This is a genomic window from Arachidicoccus ginsenosidivorans (genome assembly GCF_007971385.1).
GTDB lineage: Bacteria > Bacteroidota > Bacteroidia > Chitinophagales > Chitinophagaceae > Arachidicoccus > Arachidicoccus ginsenosidivorans.
In genome coordinates this window covers 2,961,883-2,985,128 of the sequence record NZ_CP042434.1, presented here as the reverse complement: position 1 = coordinate 2,985,128, position 23,246 = coordinate 2,961,883, and the positions used below count along the sequence as shown (strand labels likewise).

Here is a 23,246-nt window from a genome sequence, read left to right as displayed (position 1 = left end):
GTGTCATTGACCGGTCTGTTACTCTACTAAATCCACCTTCCAAAAAATAAATCAATACCCTCAAAATGCCATCTCACACGAATAACGACCACCAGCCAAACATGTTTGACCCGTTAACATGCGCAAAGGTAATTAATAAAAACCGCAGGCTATGTAGTATATTTACGACACAAACAGATAAATATTACAACTTTATATATCTGTCAAGATTCTCATTTTTTGTTCACTTTCGAGCAACTGAAACAAAGCTGTATTCGCATAACAATTATGTAAATAAAGACAAGGCAGCACATCAATTTAAGGGGATGACGGAGAGTATTTCACTAAAAATAGCAGAGGGCAAACTTCATCATATAGGCAGCGGATACGATACATCATTAAATAAAAAACACAATCTTCTTGGCACAAAAAAAGGCGGTATTTTTCAATACCGCCATTTAATTGTTCATTAAAACGAATCTAATCTATCCATGCTAGTCATTATCTAGCAATAAAAGCATGTTATTTTTTAATTAATTTAATACGCTGACTGCCTGATTTGACAAAATAGATGCCTTGCGCTAATCCCTGGACATTAAGATTTACGCTCTTAACGCCTGGTTGTACCCCTTGGGTCATTACATTTCTACCACTTACATCATAAATATATATGATACTAGCTGGATTCATGATGGTGATATGGTCTCCTGCTGGATTAGGATAAACGCGGAGGCTATTTAAAATGCCATTTAAGCTTTTAACAACTGAAAGGACATTTTCTCTGCCACTCAAATCAACCTGTACCAACCGGTAGTAGGCAGTTTGTTGCAGAGGATCAGCATCCACCAGCGTGTAATTAAGCTGGCTAGTGCTATTACCCGCATTGCCTAAACTGTTTTTAAACCCAATTGCTTTCCAGGATTTACCGTCTGTACTTCTTTCAGCTCTAAAACCTTTATTCTGCGATTCAGTAAAAGTAGACCAACTCAAAATAGCTGTTTGCCCTTTTCTTACCACATTAAAATCCTGCACACCAGATACTGGCAAAGTGGAATTAATACTAATTTGAAGTTTTCCGGTATTGGTCGTACCGTGTCCGTTATCAACTGTATAAGTAATTTCATCTAAAGGACCAGAAAAACTTCCATCAGGTTCAAAAGTAAAACTACCATCTGGATTAACATGTAAATTACCTTTGCCTGGCAGCTCGATATCCGAACCATTAGTAGCGTCAACGGGGTACTGCTGACCACCGATAGTCACCTCAGTTACGACAAAGCCTGCTGCATTATCATTGCCGTCATTATCCAGGACATTGCCGGTTACAGTACCTCTTTCAACATTTGCAACGTCATCAACCGTGCAAGGAAAAGCATAAATTTCGGCGTTCACACCATCTGCTGATTGACAATTACCGTTACCGATCGTGATATTATTATAAACACCGGCAGCAGCACTGACATCAGCCTTCCCTGCAGTAATCTGAACATTTTGCAAGGTGCCTCCCTGATAAGCCAGATCATACACCCCGTCATCCACACCGGTAATATTTAGGTGAATTATACCATTACCACCGCAGGTTGTTGGGGCTTCAGTAGCAGCTTGTCCACCCTCCGTATTCAGGCTAATCACAGGATTATCAATTGCATTGAGCCCATATCCTTTACCTTCCATAACAGTCGGTCCAGATACTTCCTGAGTGACCGTAATTTTATTCTCGGCATCTGGATGCCATGGAATAGCATTAAATTGCGCTCCAGCCATTAATTCTACAGGATAGAGCTCACCTCCTGAGCTTTTTACGACAAACATTTTAATGGACCCGTCTGGCAGTATCTGCACGCGCACAGTCGGATGTGCTTCATCGCCTTCTAACTCCCAAATGCTCCTGCCATTCTCAAAGTCTTCTCCATCCTGATATTGAATATTGACCCCACTAGTACCATCACTTTGGAACTGGATTTCCTGGGAAGCTAAATCTATTCCGTTAATTTTCATGTTAAAGGAGTTGTCTAGCTTGTAAATATCAAACACAAAACCATTAGAGGTCGCTGGTTGGGTCATAGCCTTTGTAATCACCGTCTCAGAGCTAGTCTGATCAGTCCAGGAAAAATCATTCCCGTTGATGGGGGTTGAGCACACTTCGTCATTAATCGTAATGGATACTTGGGCAGTAGCCGTATTCCCTCTTTTATTACTAATGCGATAAGTTAACTGATCATTACCAGTGTAATCAGCTGCCGGCCAATAGTTGATAATGCCCGTGTTTGGATTGATTTCGGCGGTACCATGGCTTGGATTCGCCTCAATAGTGGTTTTGTTTGCAACATAGCCAGCGTCATTGGCCAGCACTTTGATGGTCACCGGCATATTCTTTCCGGTGGTAGCCGCGTCATTGGCCGCACTCGGCGTCTGTGCAAATGCCACAGTTCCGAGTAGCGCAAAAGCCATTAAAAACGAGGCGCTTTTTATAAAGGTTTTTGTTGATACAAAGCCGCGGCTTTTAACATCACCGCTTGCCTGTTCATGACATGTGTAAAATTCTCTTTTCATGTATTTGTTTTAAAAATTAAAAAAATGACCTTTCGATTCAATATTTATAGTTGGTTAGCTTTTATAAACTTCTTTAAGATTATTCCCAAATGATATCTTTTCAATATTCCTGCATAACGATATATTATGGTTTGCCAGGTCAATAAAATAGGGTTGATAAAAGCAGATTAAGGCTTCTATCTTCATATTTAAGTATTTAAATAATTCATTTTCCCTTTAAATAAATAAAACGATCCCTTAGGACTAAGGGGCTCCTTACTCCTGCATTCAATATTATCACTTAAGGAATTTCCGGCCAGACGCACCAATTAAAGTTTTGGATTGGGAAAGCCAATTACTTTCCGGCCGTATCGTTTTAAATTATTTAATAAACTATCAGATTGTCCTATTTTTACTCATATTATTTAAACCAATTCTCTTAAAACATTTTGTAAGGCTTCCTGTCAAAATAAATTCCTTAATTCAATAGTTATTATTGCCTAGTATAAATTATATATCTGTAATATTTGAAATTTACAAAAATATCTATATCAAAAATTGTGGCGCAAAAATACATATCAATTCTACAAATCCTAGTAGCTATTTGACTACAAAAAATAAAACAACAGTTTCAAACCATAAATTTCATTTTTTTTATATTAATTAAGCAGTGGCATTTTAAGATTCCCAATGGCCACCTAATTTTGGGGTTGTTCAGGCAGCTTTTATGTATTACAAAAAATAATGATTAATTTAATCAATTTTAGTTAATACATTTTAAAAAGTATAAAACCATCATCTCTTCTCACAATAAAGAGCAAAGAAAATGCAATTATCTTATGGAGCAGCCAGTCCACAATCCTACTACTCAGTGGAATTTAAGGTCGCAGTCTTTAATTGCAGCCCTATTATTTACGTTATCTTTGCAATCAGGGCGCTATTTGTTAATATTATTTCGATGGTATCGAAGGCCGTATCATCAAATAAATAAAAGGATTCTGTCTTCTAAAAAAACTGGGGCCTTCTTTTTACCATTACAATGATAAAAAGAAGGCCCCAGTTTTTTTACGTCCGTTAATAACCAAAAATAATTATGCTCCTATAAGTCATCAGGATAAAGGACTGGCTCGCCTGAGCTTTTGATGATGGCCATTTGTGCCTGCTGCCGTTTTAATTGTTTGGTCAGTAATTTTGCAAGCTTGCGAGTCAATTTGGGTCTTGCGCTTGCCAGATCATGCTGTTCTTTTATATCTTCTTTTAGATTATAGAGCTCCAAACGAGCATATTTCTCAAAATAAATCAGCTTCCAGTTTCCTTTACGAATGGCACAAGTCCAGGAACAATCCTGGCTTTGAGCTCCCCCACCCAGCCGTTGGGAAAATTCCAAACCAATTCCCTTTGATTATTGACTTTTTTAGGGTTTTTAAGATAGGGCATCATGCTTTGTCCGTCTATTTTTTGTACAGTACGGTAATTTTTTATGCCTGCCATTGATAATATAGTAGGATAAAAATCCTGTATAATAACTGGCTGATCAGAGACGCTGTTTGCTAGGGTCACGCCGGGCCATTTGATCATCATGGGTTCTCTGATGCCGCCTTCATATAGCGATCCCTTTCCATTGCGCAGGGGATAATTCTGGGTATTATCAGCACCTTGCCTTGGCGCATGGGAGAATCCCCCATTATCAGACATAAAAACGACAATGGTATTTTGATCCAGGCCTTTTTCTTTAAGATAGTCCAATAAGTCGCCCAGGCTTTTATCCATGCCCTCAACTAATGCTAAGTATGCAGCCTCAGGCTTTGTATAGCCCGCATCTAAATATTTCTGCACAAAACGTTTATCTGCGTTGTAGGGTAAATGCACCGCATAATGTGCCATATACAAAAAAAATGACTTTTGTAGTGCTAATGCGGTATCCATCGCTTTTTTGGCTTCAATCGTCAGATCCTCTGTTAGAAACGTAGGCGTTCCCCAATATTGTTGCATATTAGGAATATCAGCCCTTACATTAAAATGATCCGGGTCATACCCAAAATCAGCCTCCGCCAGATAGGAAGCCGGATTCCCGGCGGCACTGCCTCCAATATTTTTTACAAATCCAATATTCAAGGGATCGGCACCCGGAGTCTGATATGCACCAAAATGCGCCTTCCCGCAGTGAATGGTATAATAACCGTTTTGGCGAAGAATCTCAGGTAACGGTGTAGCATAAACACTACGGCTATCCCCGGGTACCGGGCTCAGGCCATTGACATTCCAATCCGGTGCTTTCAACAGGGAATCCTTTGCGTCTACCGCTTTATCCTTAAACATGGTCCAATTGGTTACCCTATGTCGCCCGGCTGACATCCCAGTCATCAGACTCACTCTGGATGGGGTACATATTGAATTGGCATAGGCATTGGTGAATTTTTCAGCGGTGGCCGCAAACGCAGCCATATTGGGTGTCCGGAACTTTCCATTCTGGGCAGTAGTACTGTCCCAGAACGGAACCGATGTATCTTCCCACCCCATGTCATCCACCAAAAAAAGATAATATTCGGCCGGGAAGGCTTTATTTCAATTTTTTGCTTTGAGTTTTGATCGGAGGACTCGATGACCCGCTGTGCCTGTACGTTTAACGTCAGCATAATCATTAAAGTGCAGCCTACCACACACCTAAAATTTCTGTTATACATTTTTGGCCAGTTTAATATTATAATATAGTTCATTTTGTTTTACAATTATAAAAGATACATCCTTACTGCACTTCCAGTAACCACCCCTTACCTGGTTTCACTTCAATTGCACCGGTACCCTTAAATGCTTTGCCTGGCTGAAAATCCTTAATATCACGGGCTACAAAACTGATTTGTTCTGCTGAAATCCCCAATTTTTCCCAGTTTAGCTTTAAATGTACAGTTGTTGCCGCTGTGTCCCAGCTGGCGAGTGCGATTAATAATTTATGCCCATTTCTATAAGCTGTAGCCAGCACTTTGTCATTATCCGTCGTAACGGCAGGATTTTTTCCCAATACCCATACATCGATGCATTTTTGATCCCAAAATGATCCAGTTCCTCCCAAATAGGTTTGGGATTACAAAGTTTTCCATCTGTTGGACAACCGTCCCGGTTGGTCATCCCATATACCATGCCCGCCAGGGATTCCCACCACTAAAAAGCATATCTCCCATTAACCCAAAAGGGATGCCTGAGGTTTCCACCAACCAGTTATCAGGCTGCATTTTTTCATAATGAAAATTCTCTCCGAACCATAACTTATTGATATAAGGGAAAAACTCCGTATACTGCGTTGCCGGGCCTTTTGAAAAATCGGTATTAGAATGCAGATCAATCATGCAACCCGGTTTGACCATATCCATGACTTTGCGCATTCTTTTCAGCATATCCCTGTCATAGGCAACATCATCCAAATAAAGTCCATCAATGCCTACATTTTTAACAAGCCAGCGAAGTCCCTCCACATAATAGTTATACCACCTGGAATCACCACTGGTTTTAATAGCCGCATCGCAGGCTTCATACCCGTCAATCGGTGTAAACCATTGTACATCATAATGGCTTACTAAATGCTCCCTTAACCATGGATAACCTCCACCAGATCCATCGCTGAAGATCTCCGTCCCCAAACTTCTGAGTGCCCATATTTCTGCGCATTGGTTAGAGAGTTCACGGATCGTATAATAAATCTTGGTTTTAATGCCCAATTTATGGAAATGGTCGACAAAAGCCCGCATGCTATCCACCATAACAAATGGATAATTTATATAAGGATTAATCCGGTTGGCGTGGTGTACATTAATAACATTTACACCTGCTTCAATATCTTTTTGTCCAGGAAATGGATTGCCGTAATTTTGATAATATCTGTTGGCAAACTGAGCAGATGTATTTAATTTTTGCACCGGAGTAAGCAGTAGTGAGAATTCAAGGGTCAAAACGCTGTCCTTTTTAAATAATTCTTTACCCGTATAGGTGGAGGTACTTACCAGGTTATTGTAAGTCCTGATTTTAAAACCACCATTATTGTTATTATACCAACTAGGCGGCGGTGCAGGATGATATAAGTTCAGCATGGGGCCATTATAAGTAGCTCCCAAAAACTTACAATAAATACCTGCGTTATAGGTCCCAACCAAAAGGAATTTTGAGGTCCACGCCACTTCCAATCATATGAGAAAGGCGTGTAACCTCCATTCATACCAAAAGGCTTTCCGCTTCCCATACCCATAAAATAGGTTGCCAACTGCTTATTTACTGGAATTTGTAAACTGATATCATCCATTGCAGCATCTTTTCTTGCCCTGATAATCACTTTATAGCCTAGATAACCGTCGGATTCCATTTGTCCCTGATAACTTACCCCAAAGCCGCTGTTTTCATAAGCAGTCTCCCATGCGACTTTACCGGAAGCCTGGTGAGTAAAATGAAGTTTCTGGCCGGGCACAACTACTAGCTTGCCCTGCTTTTCTATTCCTTGCATGGACAGATCAATAGGACCCGAAAGCAAGTTTTCCCCGCCGATAATGATATCTTTAGGCAACCCTAAAGCATTGAGCTGAACAGTGCCAGTACCTGCTTTTATGGTCGCAGTGCTTTTATCGACCAATAATGGACGGCTTTCAGCCGTATTGTGATCATCAATACCAAGGCGAGAATTCAACCACCTAAGCCTGGAAAGCCGCCAAAGATCCTTATCTCCTCGGTCAGCAAGCAGTTTGCCCCGAACATTTAATTGCACATTGACAAACCGGGCAGCTCCAGCTGCATCCTTGACCTCCACTGTGAAAGTATATTTTCCAGGATGCGCTTCTTTAGGTATATCCACACCCAACCACAAGGGTTGTACATGGCCTTTGGGTACATGTACTTTTTTGACAAAATCTTTTCCTTTACTATCTACTCCCTGCGTATTAAAACAAGTTATTTTAAAAGGGGCATTTTTATAGGAAACCTGAATATCTGAAAGACTATCCGTGCTAGCAAAAACACCAATCTGAAATACATAATATTCATTTCTGTCGGCCTCTACCGAGAAATGATTGTTCCCCGCTCTTGCTGGACCTTTTTGGATCCACCTTAAGGGCAGATCATCAAACATCTTTATCGGATGTTTTCGGTCCTCAAAAAAGAGTAAAAACGGATCCTTATATTTTGCAACAAGTGCTTCAACTTCCCTTTTCTTTGCGACAATTTCCATGGGATAAAAACTATCAAATGCTGTCCTAGCCTGGATGACAACATTGTGCGCAAGCGGCAAACGCCTCTTAGCTGTTAACCCAGCAAGCTTTTTAAGCCATGCATCATCAGCCTTTGGCTGGTGATGCAGATAATCACCCTGGAAGCCCCCTTCCCACTTATGACCGGACCAAGGCATATAATAAACATAATAAATACCACTGCCACTAACCGGGTCAAACACAAAGTCCCCTGTTTCTCTGTCCAGGTGGTTTATTTTGATATTATTTATTTGTTTTCCTGTACTGTCTGTAATTATCACGACCTTATTTGCCGCATCTTTATCGCGTCTGCGCCAATCAACTTTGACTTCAACAGCATGAGATGTGAAAGGGACATCTACGGCCAGGCGGTGATTCCCCAAACTATCTTGCCACAGCTGCCCGGCAACCTCAAACTGAGGTGTTTGCCCCTGAACCGTTCCTATTAACCCCGCGAGGCACCCAATCAATAAAGCGACTGAAGTAACACAAAAGGAAGGAAGTTTCACCCAAATATTCATATACTATAATTTTGTTATTTTCTATTTGATCGTTTGTAATACCTGCATTACAACAATTTAAATTTTGGAAAGAGTAATTCGTATAATATGTAATACATATAATAAAAATAGCCAAAAACACTCCAAATTACTCAAAATACATATAACTCTTATACACAAACGATTGCCTTAATTGTATTTGCTCCAAATATTTGCCTATACGCTTACAAAGGACAGACAAAGGACAGACGCGGAGCATTTCCAACTATTTTAATTTCTCCGAATGACTACCTTTGCCAGACTTTTGTAATTTTTTCTACCTAAACCCCACTGAGGATGTATCCAAAGGATTTATTGCAACAAATAGCGTTCATCAAAGAAATTGATAAGATTAAATACATTGAGCGCAGAACCAAACTCTTCAACAGTGACAGACGTGAAAATGACGCCGAACATAGCTGGCATTTAGCACTTATGGCACTAGTATTGGCCCAACACGCAAATGAGCCTATTGATATATTAAAAGTAATTAAAATGTTGCTCATTCATGATCTGGTAGAAATAGATGCGGGTGACACATTCCTATTTGATACGACAAAGAATCATGATAATACGGAAGAAGAAAGAACTGCCGCCGCAAGAATATTCGGGCTACTTCCAGAGAAACAGGCAGAAGAATTTAAAGCCATCTGGGAAGAATTTGAAGCCAGGCAAACCGCAGAAGCCAAATTTGCCAGATCTATGGACAGATTAGAACCTTTGTTACAAAATGTATCCAATAAAGGAGGCACCTGGCAGGAATTCAATGTCGGATATAGCCAGGTACTTCAAAAACAAAATGTGCATGAAGCGATCTCCACCACCATTGATCATTATGCAAAGGAATTAATTCAACAAAGCGTGGAAGCTGGCATTCTGAGAAAAGACTAATAACTTAAAAAAATCCCTGCAACCTAAAAATGGTAAGCAGGGATGGCACCATGATGATAATGATGATGATGATGGCCATTTAAAGTTCAAACTCCTAAAGATTATTAACCAAGGCCAGGAATATCCGCTCTTTTCATCCATCTGAGCACTATTGAACCTCTATATTTTGAGTTTCTGTGGTATGTGCACTAAAGTAACCCAGCACCGTTGGCATTATGTTGGTCGGCGGATTTGAAGGGGTGACACCACCTCCCGGCCCACCAGAACCTTCTGAAGATTCCAATGTGAACCAATAGGTATAAATAGGCAGATCAACACATTGCATTTCTACCCTGACAGAATCACCCACCTTCACTTTAATGTCGTCATCATTAATCTGGAAATAGTAGGTAACCTCCCTCCCATCCGTTAAACGGTCACTAGTCGTATATACCTGTTTGATCAGCGTATCATTTACATGCAGCAAAAAACGATATTGGTTCTGTATATTTATTGGATCCTTGAACTTTATGGCGATGCGTCGTTCGTTTTCATCGTCACTGATTTCCTTTTTCTGCGCCAAAACACTATCAATTGGAATAAAACCCGGCATCTGGGAACTGGCTTGGTAGGTTTTCCCATCAGAGATGACGGTCAAATAATAAATTTCGCCCGCGATTCCTGCAAATGAATCAGAAGTATAAACGCCGGGACGAGATTCCTTAAAAAGGTAACTTTTCCCATTATTACTTCGTACACTTACCTCAGCACCACTCACTGGAGGGTATTCATTTGGCTGCGAAAAGGATACATTTTGTGTCAGGTAAATCACCTGAGCTTCATTTTTATTAGTAATATTGGCCTCAATCACCAGTTTGCCGACGTCATCTCTTAAATTAAGGTCCACAACACGCTCGCAGGCACCACTCATTAACACGATCAACAGTATCAAAACGGGATAAATATTTGTTTTTTTATTATTCATTATTTAGAATTTAAAGTTCCAGGTTATAGATGGAATAGGTACAGGAAATAGACTAGTTTCAACCGCCTCAGTCGTATTGGGTTTCGTTTTGCTATCGCGGAAGGTAATTATATAAGGATCGTGGCTAGCGTATACGTTATAAATACTGAATGTCCAGCTGGTTTGGTAATTTTTATGTTTTTTCCCTTCCAAGGTTGCGCCAATATCTAAACGGTTGGTTGCCGGTAACCGATAACCGTTTCTTTCTGAATACGAATAAGTCGTGTTACCACCAATGCTATATTTACCAGTCGGATAAGACACAGCATTGCCTGTACCATAAATAAAGGAGGCTGAGAATGACCATCTTTTATTCAATTTGTAAATCCCTACTATGGACAAATCATGTGTTCTGTCTTGGCGGGCAGGGTAATATTTGCCATGGTTAATCGCAGCAAAACTACGCTCTGTTCTGGAAAGTGTATAACCAATCCACCCATTTAATCGTCCATACTTCTTTTTTAAGAATAGTTCGAGCCCGTAGGCCCTCCCATCACCATAAGTCAGCTGAGACTCAACTTCTTTATTAGCGATAAATTCTGCTCCATCTTTATAGTCAATTTGATTTTGCAACCATTTGTAATATAATTCAGCAGAAAACTCAAATTGACCATTTTTAAATTTACGAAAATACCCTGTCGAAATCTGATCTGCAATCTCGGGTTGGATATTCTCGCTACTCATAACATAAAGATCATTAGGGGAACTACTAGTAGAGTTACTTAGCAAATGAATATTTTGTGTATTTCTATTATAGGACAGCTTTATCGAAGAAAAGTCATTTAGTCGATAGCTGGCAGAAAGGCGAGGCTCAAGATTCAGATAAGATTTAACCAATTGTCCGGAAGTATAATCTTTGCTACTAATAGTAGAACCATCTGGATTGTACTTAGTGAATGTACCAGGCCCGACAATAAACATATCAGAAAGCCGGATACCGGCCAATACATTTAAGCGGTCTGTAGCCTTCCAATGGTCACTTAAATAAGCCGCCGTCTCAAAACCATAGCGCCTTTGAACATGCTGATCATTAAAGCTCGAGCTATCAGTCGAACTAATATCACCTGGTGCAATTTTATGATGTATTACACTAGCGCCTAATTTAAATGAATGGCTGCTATTAAGTTTATACTCCAAATCCTGTTTAAAACTCAGATCTTCAATTTTTGAAGTAAGGTTAAATTCATTACCGTTTTTTAATTGCTCAACTGTATAATTATAATTATTATAAATAAAATAAGTATTTGAAAAGAGTCGACTATTAAAAATATGATTATACCGAAAAGTACCCGCTACATTACTCCAATGAAGACTAAATAAATCCCTGACACCCATTTGATCCTTACCATAATACCCCGAAAAGTAAATCCCATTTTTATCATTAAATTTATAATTAGCTTTGACATTCAAATCATAAAAGTACAAAGAGCTCTTTTTAACCGCAGTATCTGAGGACAATTTTAAAAATAGGTCTGCATAGGTTCTTCTGCCACTCAACATAAAGGATCCTTTATTTTTCACAATTGGCCCTTCCAACTTTAACCTGGAGGCAATTAACCCTAATCCGCCTTCCAAAGTAGTTTTTTGGTTATTACCATCATTCATTTTAATATCCAACACGGAGGACAACCGCCCACCATATTGAGCTGGCATACCGCCTTTATACAGGCTCACATCTTTAATAGCATCAGAATTAAACACCGAGAAAAAACCAAAAAGATGCGCAGCATTATAAATTGGAGCGCCATCCAACAAAATAAGGTTTTGATCTGAGGCGCCTCCTCTAACATAGAATCCCGCATTACCTTCTCCCGCAGATTTAACCCCCGGCATTAAGGAAATCGTTTTTAAAACATCTCTTTCACCCATAATAACCGGAACCATGTTTGCTTGTTTCATGTCCATTTGTATCAGCCCCATCTGAGGCGAACTTACAATATCCTTTTGCGTGCTCGCATGAACGACCACCTCACTTAAATTTGTCTTTATTGCCAGGGCAACACCCAGTGTTGTATCTCTCAAAACTTTAATTCGTTTAGTTACCTCTTCATAGCCCACATAACTGAAGATAAATGTATATTCCCCTGGAACGACAGAAAGGCTGTAAAATCCATAACTATTGGTGATTGTACCACTATTCTTAATGCCAGCAACCCTGACAGAAGCCCCAATCAGTGTTTCTCCGGAATTAATACCCGTAACTGTTCCGCTGATGGAAACCTTTTTTTGCGCCTGACTTAGCAGCGCAGCAAAGAGCAAGAACGATAAAATAATATACTTGTGCATTTTTTTTGAATTGATGATGTGCGTTTTTATGCGACAAAACTAAGCGGCGCAATCAACCGAAATTTGTTTTTTCTACCAAGAGGGTGCTATTTTCTACCAAATACTAAAAGCAGCCAATAGTCAATGTTTAAACGAGATAACCATAGTTTTTCTTTAACAAATTTGCCAATTGTGTATTAAAGGATTAAATTTTGTATAATAATCTAGCGCTTTGGTATAAAAAGTCACGAGATAAAGACAAGTATCATTTAATTTGCACTCAACTAGACAGATAATATTGATACAAGCAGCGATTACCAAATAGATGAACAAACAATCAAAACACCCCTATTGGGTCGTAGATTTCCTGATGGAAAAGCGATTTCGGGTCCAAAGACACTTACTCATATGGCTGTATCTCATTTATACAGAGGTATTGTGTCACCAGGCTGATGACGTCTATACAGGAAATATAGACGAATACAGGCTAATCGGAAAAATAATGCTTTTTATGGCCATGGTATATTTCAATATGTACGTCCTTGTTCCTAAACAATTATATAAAGACAAATATTTATCTTATTTAATATCCATCGCAATTACAATCATAGGTTCATTATTACTCTTTGATGTTACATTTGGATACTTTTTTAATCAATATAAATTACCCAATGTCCCACCAACCACTTTGTTAGATTCACTGGATAGTATCAATATGGTCGGGGTTGGCGTTCTTTCCTCCACATCAATAAAATTACTTCAGAAATGGAAGCTAAATGCTTCCCGAATATATGATCTTGAAAAAAGCGCTTTACAAGTAGAATTGCGGGAACTCAAAAACCAGATCAATCCGCATTTTCTATTTAATATGCTAAACAATGTAAATGTACTCACTCTAAAAAACCCTCAAAAGGCATCCTTAGTCGTATTAAAATTATCTGAATTTCTTAGATATCAATTATATGAAACGAGTAAGCATCACGTTAGCCTCGCATCAGAAATATTATTTTTGGAGGACTTTTTTGCATTAGAAAATATAAGAAGAGATGATTTCTATTATTCTATTTGCAACCAGATACCAGATGAACTTATGGAAAGTAAACTACCGCCAAACCTGTTTCTCATTTTTGTAGAAAACGCAGTAAAACATAGTTCAGATCCAGATTGGCCATCGAGCGTTGAATTAAAATTTTTTCAAAACGAAAATAAACTTGAGTTCCAATGCATCAATACCAAACCGAAAGATCCTGCCTACTTCTCTACCAACGGACTGGGCCTGACAAACGTAACCAGAAGGTTAAAATTAATTTATGGCGATGATTATAATCTTATAATCAATGATCAAGTAAACAAATTTGAGATAAAATTAAGCATTCCTTTATGAACTGTATAATTATAGATGACGAACCCCTAGCAAGAGAAGGCATGTTATTGCTTTTACAAAATATACCTGATATAGAAGTATTAGGCGTATTTAACAGCGCAAAAAAAGCCAGTGCTTTTATGGAAAAAGAAAAGGTCAACCTTATTTTCCTGGACATCCACATGCCAGCAATCAGTGGTCTGGAATTCGCAGTATCTATACCCAAAGAAACACTAATTATATTTGTTACCGCTTACACGCAATACGCAATAGATAGTTATGAATTTGACGCAATTGATTATCTGATAAAACCTGTAAATAAAACCCGGTTAGAAAAGGCAGTGAAAAAGGCATTTACCTACCATAGCCTAGTCGACCACCAAGGTTCTACCGAATCCATTTGCAGTGATTTTGTTTTAATTAAAGCCGATCGTCGCTATCATAAAATCTTTTTCCAAAACATATTATATATTCAAGGGCTGAAGGACTACGTAATCATTTTTCTTGAAGGCAAAAAAATAATCACTTCCATGAACCTGAAAACAATCCATGGCTACTTACAACCTAATAAATTTTGCAGAGTCAGTAAATCCTTCCTTGTCAATATTAACCATATTGATTGCTTTGATCACCATAATATATATATCCAGGATGCAGAAATACCTATTGGCGACGTATTTAGAAAAGATTTCCTGGAACTATATTTAGGAGGCGGATTTACAGATAAATTATAATCATTTACTATGCAGCTAAGCCATTATTACTATTCCAGGCTACTAAATGGGTTCTATTGAGATTTCCTAATCCAAGCACCTGTCTATATATAAGTCCATTCTTTTGGGCTCAATGTCACCAAAATGACGCCTGAAGCTTCAACCTAAAGTCAATATATCATCGCTTTAAATCCGAGGAATTGTCACTCAAATATTACAAAGTGAAGATCTATACAAATACAAAATAGGCCAATATTGCTTCATTGAAATCTAAAGCCCTTCTTCCCCGCATCCGATACGCAATCGTTTGCCTTAATTGCGTTACAGGACAACTATCCTCATTTTAAAATAATAACTTTAACAAGCGGGAATAGCGATTTTCATCATTTATCTGCATCCTTCAAACTGTTATTTCTCTGTAAGAATAGACAGTCAGCGTATCAATTCATGATTTTTCTAATATTTTAAACCATTCAAAAATTATGCTCCAACCAAAATCAAGCAAACGCACACACTACGCTATCCAATTAATATCAAACCGCTATAAACAGGTTATCATTTGTTTCGTATTAATCATCCCCTTGTTATTGTCCGCACAAGTAAAAGGCGTTAAACACGTAATCCTAATCGGCGTGGACGGAATGGGAGCTAACTACCTATCAAAAGCCCAAAACATTCCTGTAATGCAATCCATTATGCAACAAGGCGTCTCCACCATGCACGCCCGCTGTGTACAGCCCTCATCCAGTGCTGTAAACTGGGCTTCCATGGTAATGGGCGCAGGCCCATCACTTCATGGATATACTGAGTGGGATAGTAAAAAACCAGAAATTCCATCCAGACAAATAGACCACTACGGTATGTTTCCAACCATCTATGCATTATTCAGAGATCAGCAGCCTCCTTCCAAAATCGGCGTTATCTATAGTTGGAGTGGTATCGGCTATCTTTTCCCTAAACAGGCTGTCAATAAAGATGATCATACAAATAACGATAGCCTTACAGCAGACCATGCAGCAAAATACATCCAGGCAGAAAGACCGGATTTTCTTTTTGTCCATTTTGATGGTGTTGATGAAGCAGGACATGGCATAGGTTGGGGAACCAATGCCTATTATCAAGCAATTCAGGGCATAGACAGTTATATCGGGCAAATAATAAAATCCGTTAAAAATGCAGGTATAGAAAAAAATACTGTAATAATTGTTACTGCAGATCATGGTGGTATCAAAAAAACACATGGTGGCAAATCCATTCAGGAAATGGAAATACCATGGATGGCTTTTGGGCCAAAAATTAAGCGAAACACCATACTGAATAAAAGCATTATGACCTATGACACAGCTGCCACTATAGCCTATCTATTCGGCTTAAAAACACCCCAAGTCTGGATTGGAAGACCTGTACTTGAAGCGGTTAAATAGCCCTTGTGCAATCTTCTTTCAAATTGACGCTTATTCGTTAAAATAGAAAATAAACTACAGTTAAAAAGTCGCAATAAAATTGCGACTTTTTAACTGTAGTTTATTAAGCGTCAAATTACCGCCCCTACCATCAATTACCTTACCATGCCATGCTTTTCAAGGTGGAACTTACCAATATAAATCAGGGTCTTTTACCCAACCTTTTGAGCATTCTAGCGTGTTCTAACAGTGCTCTAAGAAATGTGGGCTGCAAATGATAAGGTAAGCCATATTGTTTGGCTGTCGCACGCACAATAGGTGCCAACTTTCTATAATGTACATGGCAGACACCTGTAAAAAGATGATGTTCTATTTGATAATTAAGGCCGCCAATAAACCAGGATAAGATCCGATTATTGGGCGCAAAATCAGTGGTATTGGCTACCTCATGAATCGCCCAGCTATCTTCCATCTGACTTTTGCCTTCTTTTAATACAGGCATTAAAAATGCTGAGGATTCCATTACATGGGACGGCTGAAATACGCATGACAAAAACAGCCCAGCAGCAAAGTGCATAAGCAGAAAGCCTGCTATCACCCAATACCAGGCAACACCAGCAAATAGTATTGGCAATACCAAAATATAGCTATAATAAAATAATTTATATAATGTAATCCGGAAAACAGCTTGCGGCAACGATACTTTCTGCTTTATCAATAGATCATGTTGTTTATAACGGATCACCTGCAGATAATCTTTAGCTGTCATCCAAAATAGCGTCATCATCATATAGAAAAACCAGGCATACAAATATTGATACCGATGAAACCAATAATATTTTTGGTTGGGAGACAGCCTAAGAAAGATTATACTATCAATATCTTCATCAAGACCTGCCACATTGGTGTAAGTATGGTGCAGTACGTTATGTTGAATTTTCCAAGTTACGGTATAACCACCGATGACTTCTAGTACATGACTGATAAAATTATTGACCTTTTTATTCCTTGAGTAAGTCCCATGATTGGCATCATGCATAACAGCAGTCCCAATACCACACATTCCAACTGCCATTAATAACCAGAAGCCCAAAAACAGCCAAATACTGGATGCACCAAAACCCAATACAATACAGCAATATGGCAAAAAATAGAGCATCAACATAATTACCGTCTTCACATACATTCTTACATCAGCATAGGAAGACAGATGATGCAATTCAAAATAATCGTGCACCCTGCGAACCACTGTATCATAAAAGCTATTCTCCCCTTTTGGGGCAAACCGGACAATTGGTAACTTCTCCATCCTTGAACATTTAAACCTAAAATAGTGGCCACAAATAACCTGCCCGAATAAGTATAAAACGACCTGCAATCCCGACCTCGACCATTAAAAAAAATGTTCTGTGCAGCTCCGCTTTGCAGTAACAAGGTTTATAATCCTTTAGATCAATCAACATTCCGCATAAATTGCAATTATAGGACTCCTAAGATTTATATTCGTCTTAAATTTTAACATAACACAAGCTAGCCGTTTCTCTAATTCTCTGCTTTCAACGGTGGCACAAAATAATCTATCTCACCCGTTGTACAATTTCCTCTATTTTAATCCAGGTCAAGCTACCAACTATCCCTACTCCTTCCTTCCCATATGGGCATAAAAAAAGTCTCAATAATTGCTTATTGAGACTTTCTTAAATAAATATGGCAGCTACCTACTCTCCCAGGGATTATACCCAAGTACCATCGGCCATGAGGGGTTTAACTTCTCTGTTCGGTAAGGGAAGAGGTGAAGACCCTCGGAATAACCACCATAAATCGGTCGTGTGCTGTCTTCAGCTCATGGTTTTAACCATTAGCTACACACTTAAATAAGGTCATATTGGAAAAGCTCAACTTTAGAGCAACTATAAATACCATTTCCATGCATTTATAGATTTAAAAAATAAAGCTTACGGGCAATTAGTACTACTCGACTTTGATGTTACCACCTTTACATCTATAGCCTATCAACGTCATCGTCTCTGACGACCCTTAAAAGTAAACTCATCTTGAGGAAGGTTTCACGCTTAGATGCTTTCAGCGTTTATCCTGGCTGTACGTAGCTACTCAGCACTACACCTGGCGGCATAACTGATTCACCAGCGGTACATACGACCCGGTCCTCTCGTACTAAGGTCATGTCCTCTCAATTTACTAGCGCCCACCACAGATAGAGACCGAACTGTCTTGCGACGTTCTGAACCCAGTTCACGTGCCACTTTAATGGGCGAACAGCCCAACCCTTGGGACCTTCTCCAGCCCCAGGATGTGACGAACCGACATCGAGGTGCCAAACCTTACCGTCGATATGAGCTCTTGGGTAAGATCAGCCTGTTATCCCCGGAGTACCTTTTATCCTTTGAGCGATGGCCCTTCCATACAGAACCACCGGATCACTTTAGCCGACTTTCGTCCCTGCTCGGCGTGTCTGCCTCACAGTCAAGCACCCTTATACTAATGCGCTCTATGTACGATTACCAACCGTACTGAGGGTACCTTTGCAAGCCTCCGTTACTTTTTAGGAGGCGACCACCCCAGTCAAACTACCCACCATGCAATGTCTCCTTATTCAGGATTAGGTTCTAAGCAACAGAAGGTTGGTATTTCAACGTTGACTCCACACACACTGGCGTGCATGCTTCATAGTCTCCCAACTATCCTACACATCGGTTGCTCAAAATCAATGCAAAGTTGTAGTGAAGGTTCACGGGGTCTTTTCGTCCCGTGGCGGGTAACCGGCATCTTCACCGATACTACAATTTCACCGGGCTCGTGGAGGAGACAGTGTTCAACTCATTAGACCATTCGTGCAGGTCGGAACTTACCCGACAAGGAATTTCGCTACCTTAGGACCGTTATAGTTACGGCCGCCGTTTACTGGGGCTTCAGTCAGAAGCTTCGCCCTGAGGCTAACATCCTTCCTTAACCTTCCAGCACCGGGCAGGTATCAGGCTCTATACGTCATCTTTCGATTTTGCAGGGCCCTATGTTTTTGTTAAACAGTTGGTTGAACCTATTTACTGAGACCATATCGCTATGGTATGCTTTATCCCGAAGTTACAGCATTAATTTGCCTAGTTCCTTCTCCACGGCTCACCCGAGCGCCTTAGAATACTCATCCCGTCTACCTGTGTCGGTTTGCGGTACTGGCTGCATATCTCGCTTTTCTTGGAACCACTTTTACACTTTCGCTTCCCCCGAAGGTTCTGCTCAGCGACCTATTCCGTCAGGACGCAAGTGCCACGGCGATCCGTCACTTTCATTGATATGCAGGTGAAGGAATATTAACCTTCTTTCCATCAGATACCCCTCTCGGGTTTTCCTAAGGACCAGACTAACCCTGATCCGATTAACGTTGATCAGGAACCCTTAGACTTTCGGCGTTAAAGTTTTTCACTTTAATTATCGTTACTTATGCCTACATTTTCTTTTGAAAACACTCCAGCAATGGTCGCCCATCACCTTCAACGCAGTTTTCAATGCTCCCCTACCAATATACACTCATAGTGCAATTTTAGGACTTCGGTTCACGTCTTGATGCCCGATTATTTTCCGTGCAGGACCTCTCGACCAGTGAGCTGTTACGCACTCTTTAAATGAATTGCTGCTTCCGAGCAAACATCCTGGCTGTTATAGAAGTCCCACCGCGTTTATTCAACTTAGACGTGGATTGGGGACCTTAGTCGCTAATCTGGGTTATTTCCCTCTCGGCCACGGACCTTAGCGCCCGTAGCCTCACTCCCGGAGATATGTGTTAGCATTCGGAGTTTGTCAGGGTTTGGTAGGCGATGAAGCCCCCTAGCCCAATCAGTAGCTCTACCTCTAACACACTTCTTTTTATCCGAGGCTGTTCCTAAAAACATTTCGGGGAGAACGAGCTATCTCTCAGTTTGATTGGCCTTTCACCCCTATCCACAGGTCATCCCAAGACTTTTCAACGTCAACGGGTTCGGTCCTCCATTTTGTGTTACCAAAACTTCAACCTGCCCATGGATAGATCACAAAGTTTCGCGTCTACCCCCACTGACTGAACGCCCTATTCGGACTCGCTTTCGCTACGGCTCCGTTATTTAAGAACTTAACCTCGCCAGTGAGGAGTAACTCGTAGGCTCATTATGCAAAAGGCACGCCGTCACATCTTAATGATGCTCCGACCGCTTGTAGGCGCACGGTTTCAGGTACTATTTCACTCCCCTGTTCGGGGTACTTTTCACCTTTCCCTTACGGTACTGGTTCACTATCGGTGTCTGAGGAGTATTTAGCCTTACCAGATGGTGCTGGCAGATTCACGCAAGATTCCTCCGGTCCCGCGCTACTCAGGATACTGCTCGTCCGTATTAATTTCCGCTTACAGGATTTTCACCTTCTATGATGTAACTTTCCAGATACTTCTGCTTGATAATACTTTCTAAATGCAGTCCTACAACCCCAGTGAGGCACGCCTCACTGGTTTGGGCTCTTCCCTGTTCGCTCGCCACTACTTAGGGAATCATTGTCTTATTTTCTTTTCCTCCCGGTACTTAGATGTTTCAGTTCTCGGGGTTGGCTCTCTTTGCAGAGTGATATGTCTTCAACATACCAGGTTGTCCCATTCGGAAATCTACGGATATAACGCTCGTGTGCAACTCTCCGCAGCTTATCGCAGCTTACCACGTCCTTCTTCGCCTCTCAGACCCTAGGCATCCACCATGCGCCCTTATTCGCTTTAAAAAATTTAGAAATTGTAGTGATGTTACCACCACTATGTGTTTGAGTCTCTATATCACTATAGAGTCTCGTTACTCTTATTGTTTTTGCTTTCCCAATATGTCAAAGATCTTTATCTGCTCTCAACATAACGTAAAACTTATTGCTAAGCCCATCCGTTACTCCAGCACATCTGTTTGTGTTGTGAATCTGATTCCACCACCGCTGTTGTTTTTCTTTGATTAACCCTTTAATCAAACAACCCGGTAACACATCTAATCTATCTTAAAGAACTATGCGCCTTTTTAATTGCGCGGTTTTTATCTCTTAATCCCTCTTTTTTAAATGTGGAGGATATCGGAGTCGAACCGATGACCCTCTGCGTGCAAGGCAGATGCTCTAGCCAACTGAGCTAACCCCCCATTTCTATACCTTTCAGCATAGCACTTCAGAAATCATCCGAATTCTTTGTAGTCCCGCCCAGATTTGAACTGGGGACCTCTACATTATCAGTGTAGCGCTCTAACCAACTGAGCTACGAGACTGTGTCGCCAATCTTGAGCCTTTTTAAGTTGGCCGTCAGTGCTATCTGTTTTAAAGAACTAATAATTTTAAAAGGAAAAAAAATAACAATAAGTCAAACCATACTTCTTTGAGCTCTTTACTTACTTGCGCAAGACCAGATCTCTTAGACGCGTCGCTCTAAAAAGGAGGTATTCCAGCCGCACCTTCCGGTACGGCTACCTTGTTACGACTTAGCCCCAATTACCAGTTTTACCCTAGGCAGCTCCTTTCGGTTACCGACTTTAGGTACACCCAGCTTTCATGGCTTGACGGGCGGTGTGTGCAAGGTCCGGGAACGTATTCACCGTATCATTGCTGATATACGATTACTAGCGATTCCAGCTTCACGCAGTCGAGTTGCAGACTGCGATCCGAACTGAGAAAGGGTTTTTGAGATTCGCGCCTTGTCGCCAAGTGGCTGCTCTTTGTCCCTCCCATTGTAGTACGTGTGTAGCCCTGGGCATAAAGGCCATGATGACTTGACATCATCCCCTCCTTCCTCGCGTCTTACGACGGCAGTCTCATTAGAGTTCCCAGCTTTACCTGATGGCAACTAATGATAGGGGTTGCGCTCGTTGCGGGACTTAACCCAACACCTCACGGCACGAGCTGACGACAGCCATGCAGCACCTTGCTTCATGTCTATTGCTAGAAAATACCCTTTCAGGTACGGTCATTCGCATTCTAGCCCAGGTAAGGTTCCTCGCGTATCATCGAATTAAACCACATACTCCACCGCTTGTGCGGACCCCCGCCAATTCCTTTGAGTTTCATTCTTGCGAACGTACTTCCCAGGTGGATTACTTAATGCTTTCGCTCAGACGCGCACTGTGTATCGCGCACGTCGAGTAATCATCGTTTAGGGCGTGGACTACCAGGGTATCTAATCCTGTTTGATCCCCACGCTTTCGTGCATCAGCGTCAATTTTCGCTTAGCCAGCTGCCTTCGCAATAGGTGTTCTATGTCATATCTAAGCATTTCACCGCTACATGACATATTCCGCTGACCTCAACGACATTCAAGACCTATAGTATCCAAGGCAGTTTCCGAGTTAAGCTCGGAGATTTCACCTCAGACTTACAAGTCCGCCTACGCACCCTTTAAACCCAGTAAATCCGGATAACGCTTGCACCCTCCGTATTACCGCGGCTGCTGGCACGGAGTTAGCCGGTGCTTATTCATAGGGTACCGTCAAGCTCTATAGATATAAAGTGTTTCGCCCCCTATAAAAGAAGTTTACAATCCAGAGGACCTTAATCCTTCACGCGGCATGGCTGGTTCAGACTTGCGTCCATTGACCAATATTCCTTACTGCTGCCTCCCGTAGGAGTCGGGCCCGTGTCTCAGTGCCCGTGTGGCTGATCATGCTCTCACATCAGCTAATGATCGTAGGCTTGGTGGGCCGTTACCCCGCCAACTACCTAATCATACGCGCGACCATCCTCATCCACCGGAGTTTTAATATCTTAGTGATGCCACTCTGATATATTATGGGGTATTAATCCGAATTTCTTCGGGCTATTCCCCAGATAAGGGAAGGTTTCGCACGTGTTCCGCACCCGTTTGCCGGTCGTCAGCTAAAATATTGCTATTTCACTGTTACCCCTCGACTTGCATGTATTAAGCCTGCCGCTAGCGTTCATCCTGAGCCAGGATCAAACTCTCCATTGTTAATGTATTGTTTGAACTGACTAAATTTCTCTCGAAAAATAGGCGTCAAAATTTGTTGTCTTTTTCAACGCTTCGTAGTGTCTTCCTTACTGTTATTTTTAATTTCCTTTCAAAGATCTTTATAGACATAAAGCGTTTCCACTTTACCCCTATTTTGCTATACTATAAACCCTGCGGTTTATCGTATCGGCTAGTTAATCCCCCTGCTCCCTCTTTCCTATTAACCTCCCGGTTAACAGCCCTGCTGCTCAGCAGATTGGCACCGCTTTTTTTAGTGACGATCTTTACCGTCTGGCGGAGTGCAAAGGTAGTAAACTCTATTTTACTAACCAAATTTATTTAAGTAGATTTTTTTATTTTTCTTTT

Annotated in this window: 11 protein-coding genes, 2 tRNA genes, 3 rRNA genes and 1 pseudogene; 5 read left to right on the top strand and 12 right to left on the bottom strand. The window is 40.7% G+C overall.

Annotated features, from left to right (window positions below; translation table 11 throughout):
• Positions 1-305 precede the first annotated feature (305 nt).
• Complete coding sequence (locus FSB73_RS23275; RefSeq protein ID WP_158639515.1) at positions 306-452, top strand: hypothetical protein; 147 nt, start codon at positions 306-308, stop codon at positions 450-452.
• 49 nt (positions 453-501) lie between these two features.
• Here the strand turns inward: FSB73_RS23275 and FSB73_RS11920 are convergent, their stop codons facing one another.
• From FSB73_RS11920 to FSB73_RS27585, 4 genes and pseudogenes are all read right to left on the bottom strand, one after another.
• Entirely contained in the window at positions 502-2,532 is a 2,031-nt protein-coding gene (locus FSB73_RS11920; RefSeq protein WP_146782313.1) for a T9SS type A sorting domain-containing protein, read from the bottom strand.
• 1,078 nt (positions 2,533-3,610) lie between these two features.
• The gene (locus tag FSB73_RS24880; protein ID WP_225973961.1) at positions 3,611-3,787 is read right to left on the bottom strand and encodes a hypothetical protein; all 177 of its coding nucleotides are present in this window, start codon (positions 3,785-3,787) and stop codon (positions 3,611-3,613) included.
• Between the two features lie 23 nt (positions 3,788-3,810).
• Positions 3,811-5,031: a sulfatase-like hydrolase/transferase gene (locus tag FSB73_RS11915; protein WP_394344789.1), complete on the bottom strand. Its 1,221-nt coding sequence runs from the start codon at positions 5,029-5,031 to the stop codon at positions 3,811-3,813.
• A 226-nt stretch (positions 5,032-5,257) separates the two neighbouring features.
• A pseudogene (locus FSB73_RS27585) lies at positions 5,258-8,257 on the bottom strand (glycoside hydrolase domain-containing protein).
• 315 nt (positions 8,258-8,572) lie between these two features.
• On the opposite strand from FSB73_RS27585, the gene FSB73_RS11895 reads away from it, so the two are divergent.
• A complete protein-coding gene (locus FSB73_RS11895) occupies positions 8,573-9,166 on the top strand; it encodes an HD domain-containing protein (protein ID WP_146782302.1) in 594 nt (197 codons plus the stop codon).
• Positions 9,167-9,314: 148 nt separating this feature from the next.
• Here FSB73_RS11895 and FSB73_RS11890 read toward each other — a convergent pair whose 3' ends face one another.
• Entirely contained in the window at positions 9,315-10,130 is an 816-nt protein-coding gene (locus tag FSB73_RS11890; protein WP_146782298.1) for a DUF4249 domain-containing protein, read from the bottom strand.
• A gap of 3 nt (positions 10,131-10,133) precedes the next feature.
• Entirely contained in the window at positions 10,134-12,455 is a 2,322-nt protein-coding gene (locus tag FSB73_RS11885; protein ID WP_146782295.1) for a TonB-dependent receptor, read from the bottom strand.
• 490 nt (positions 12,456-12,945) lie between these two features.
• Between FSB73_RS11885 and FSB73_RS11880 the strand changes: the two genes are divergently transcribed.
• The 3 genes from FSB73_RS11880 (at position 12,946) to FSB73_RS11870 (ending at position 15,934) form a co-directional block, all read left to right on the top strand.
• The gene (locus tag FSB73_RS11880; RefSeq protein WP_158639514.1) at positions 12,946-13,818 is read left to right on the top strand and encodes a sensor histidine kinase; all 873 of its coding nucleotides are present in this window, start codon (positions 12,946-12,948) and stop codon (positions 13,816-13,818) included.
• Entirely contained in the window at positions 13,815-14,531 is a 717-nt protein-coding gene (locus tag FSB73_RS11875) for a LytR/AlgR family response regulator transcription factor (protein ID WP_146782288.1), read from the top strand. The genes FSB73_RS11880 and FSB73_RS11875 overlap by 4 nt, the downstream gene beginning before the upstream one ends.
• A 566-nt stretch (positions 14,532-15,097) precedes the next feature.
• Positions 15,098-15,934: an alkaline phosphatase gene (locus tag FSB73_RS11870; protein WP_225973960.1), complete on the top strand. Its 837-nt coding sequence runs from the start codon at positions 15,098-15,100 to the stop codon at positions 15,932-15,934.
• A 181-nt stretch (positions 15,935-16,115) separates the two neighbouring features.
• On the opposite strand, the gene FSB73_RS11865 is transcribed toward FSB73_RS11870, so the two are convergent.
• From FSB73_RS11865 to FSB73_RS11840, 6 genes are all read right to left on the bottom strand, one after another.
• A complete protein-coding gene (locus FSB73_RS11865; RefSeq protein WP_225973959.1) occupies positions 16,116-17,222 on the bottom strand; it encodes a fatty acid desaturase family protein in 1,107 nt (368 codons plus the stop codon).
• A 396-nt stretch (positions 17,223-17,618) separates the two neighbouring features.
• A 5S ribosomal RNA gene (gene rrf, locus FSB73_RS11860) occupies positions 17,619-17,732 on the bottom strand.
• 126 nt (positions 17,733-17,858) lie between these two features.
• A 23S ribosomal RNA gene (locus FSB73_RS11855) occupies positions 17,859-20,668 on the bottom strand.
• Positions 20,669-20,992: 324 nt separating this feature from the next.
• A tRNA-Ala gene (locus tag FSB73_RS11850) sits at positions 20,993-21,066 on the bottom strand.
• Positions 21,067-21,115: 49 nt separating this feature from the next.
• Positions 21,116-21,189: transfer RNA gene (locus FSB73_RS11845), tRNA-Ile, on the bottom strand.
• Positions 21,190-21,350: 161 nt separating this feature from the next.
• A 16S ribosomal RNA gene (locus tag FSB73_RS11840) occupies positions 21,351-22,880 on the bottom strand.
• Together the 16S, 23S and 5S rRNA genes with 2 tRNA genes alongside form the textbook arrangement of a ribosomal RNA operon.
• Positions 22,881-23,246: the final 366 nt, after the last annotated feature.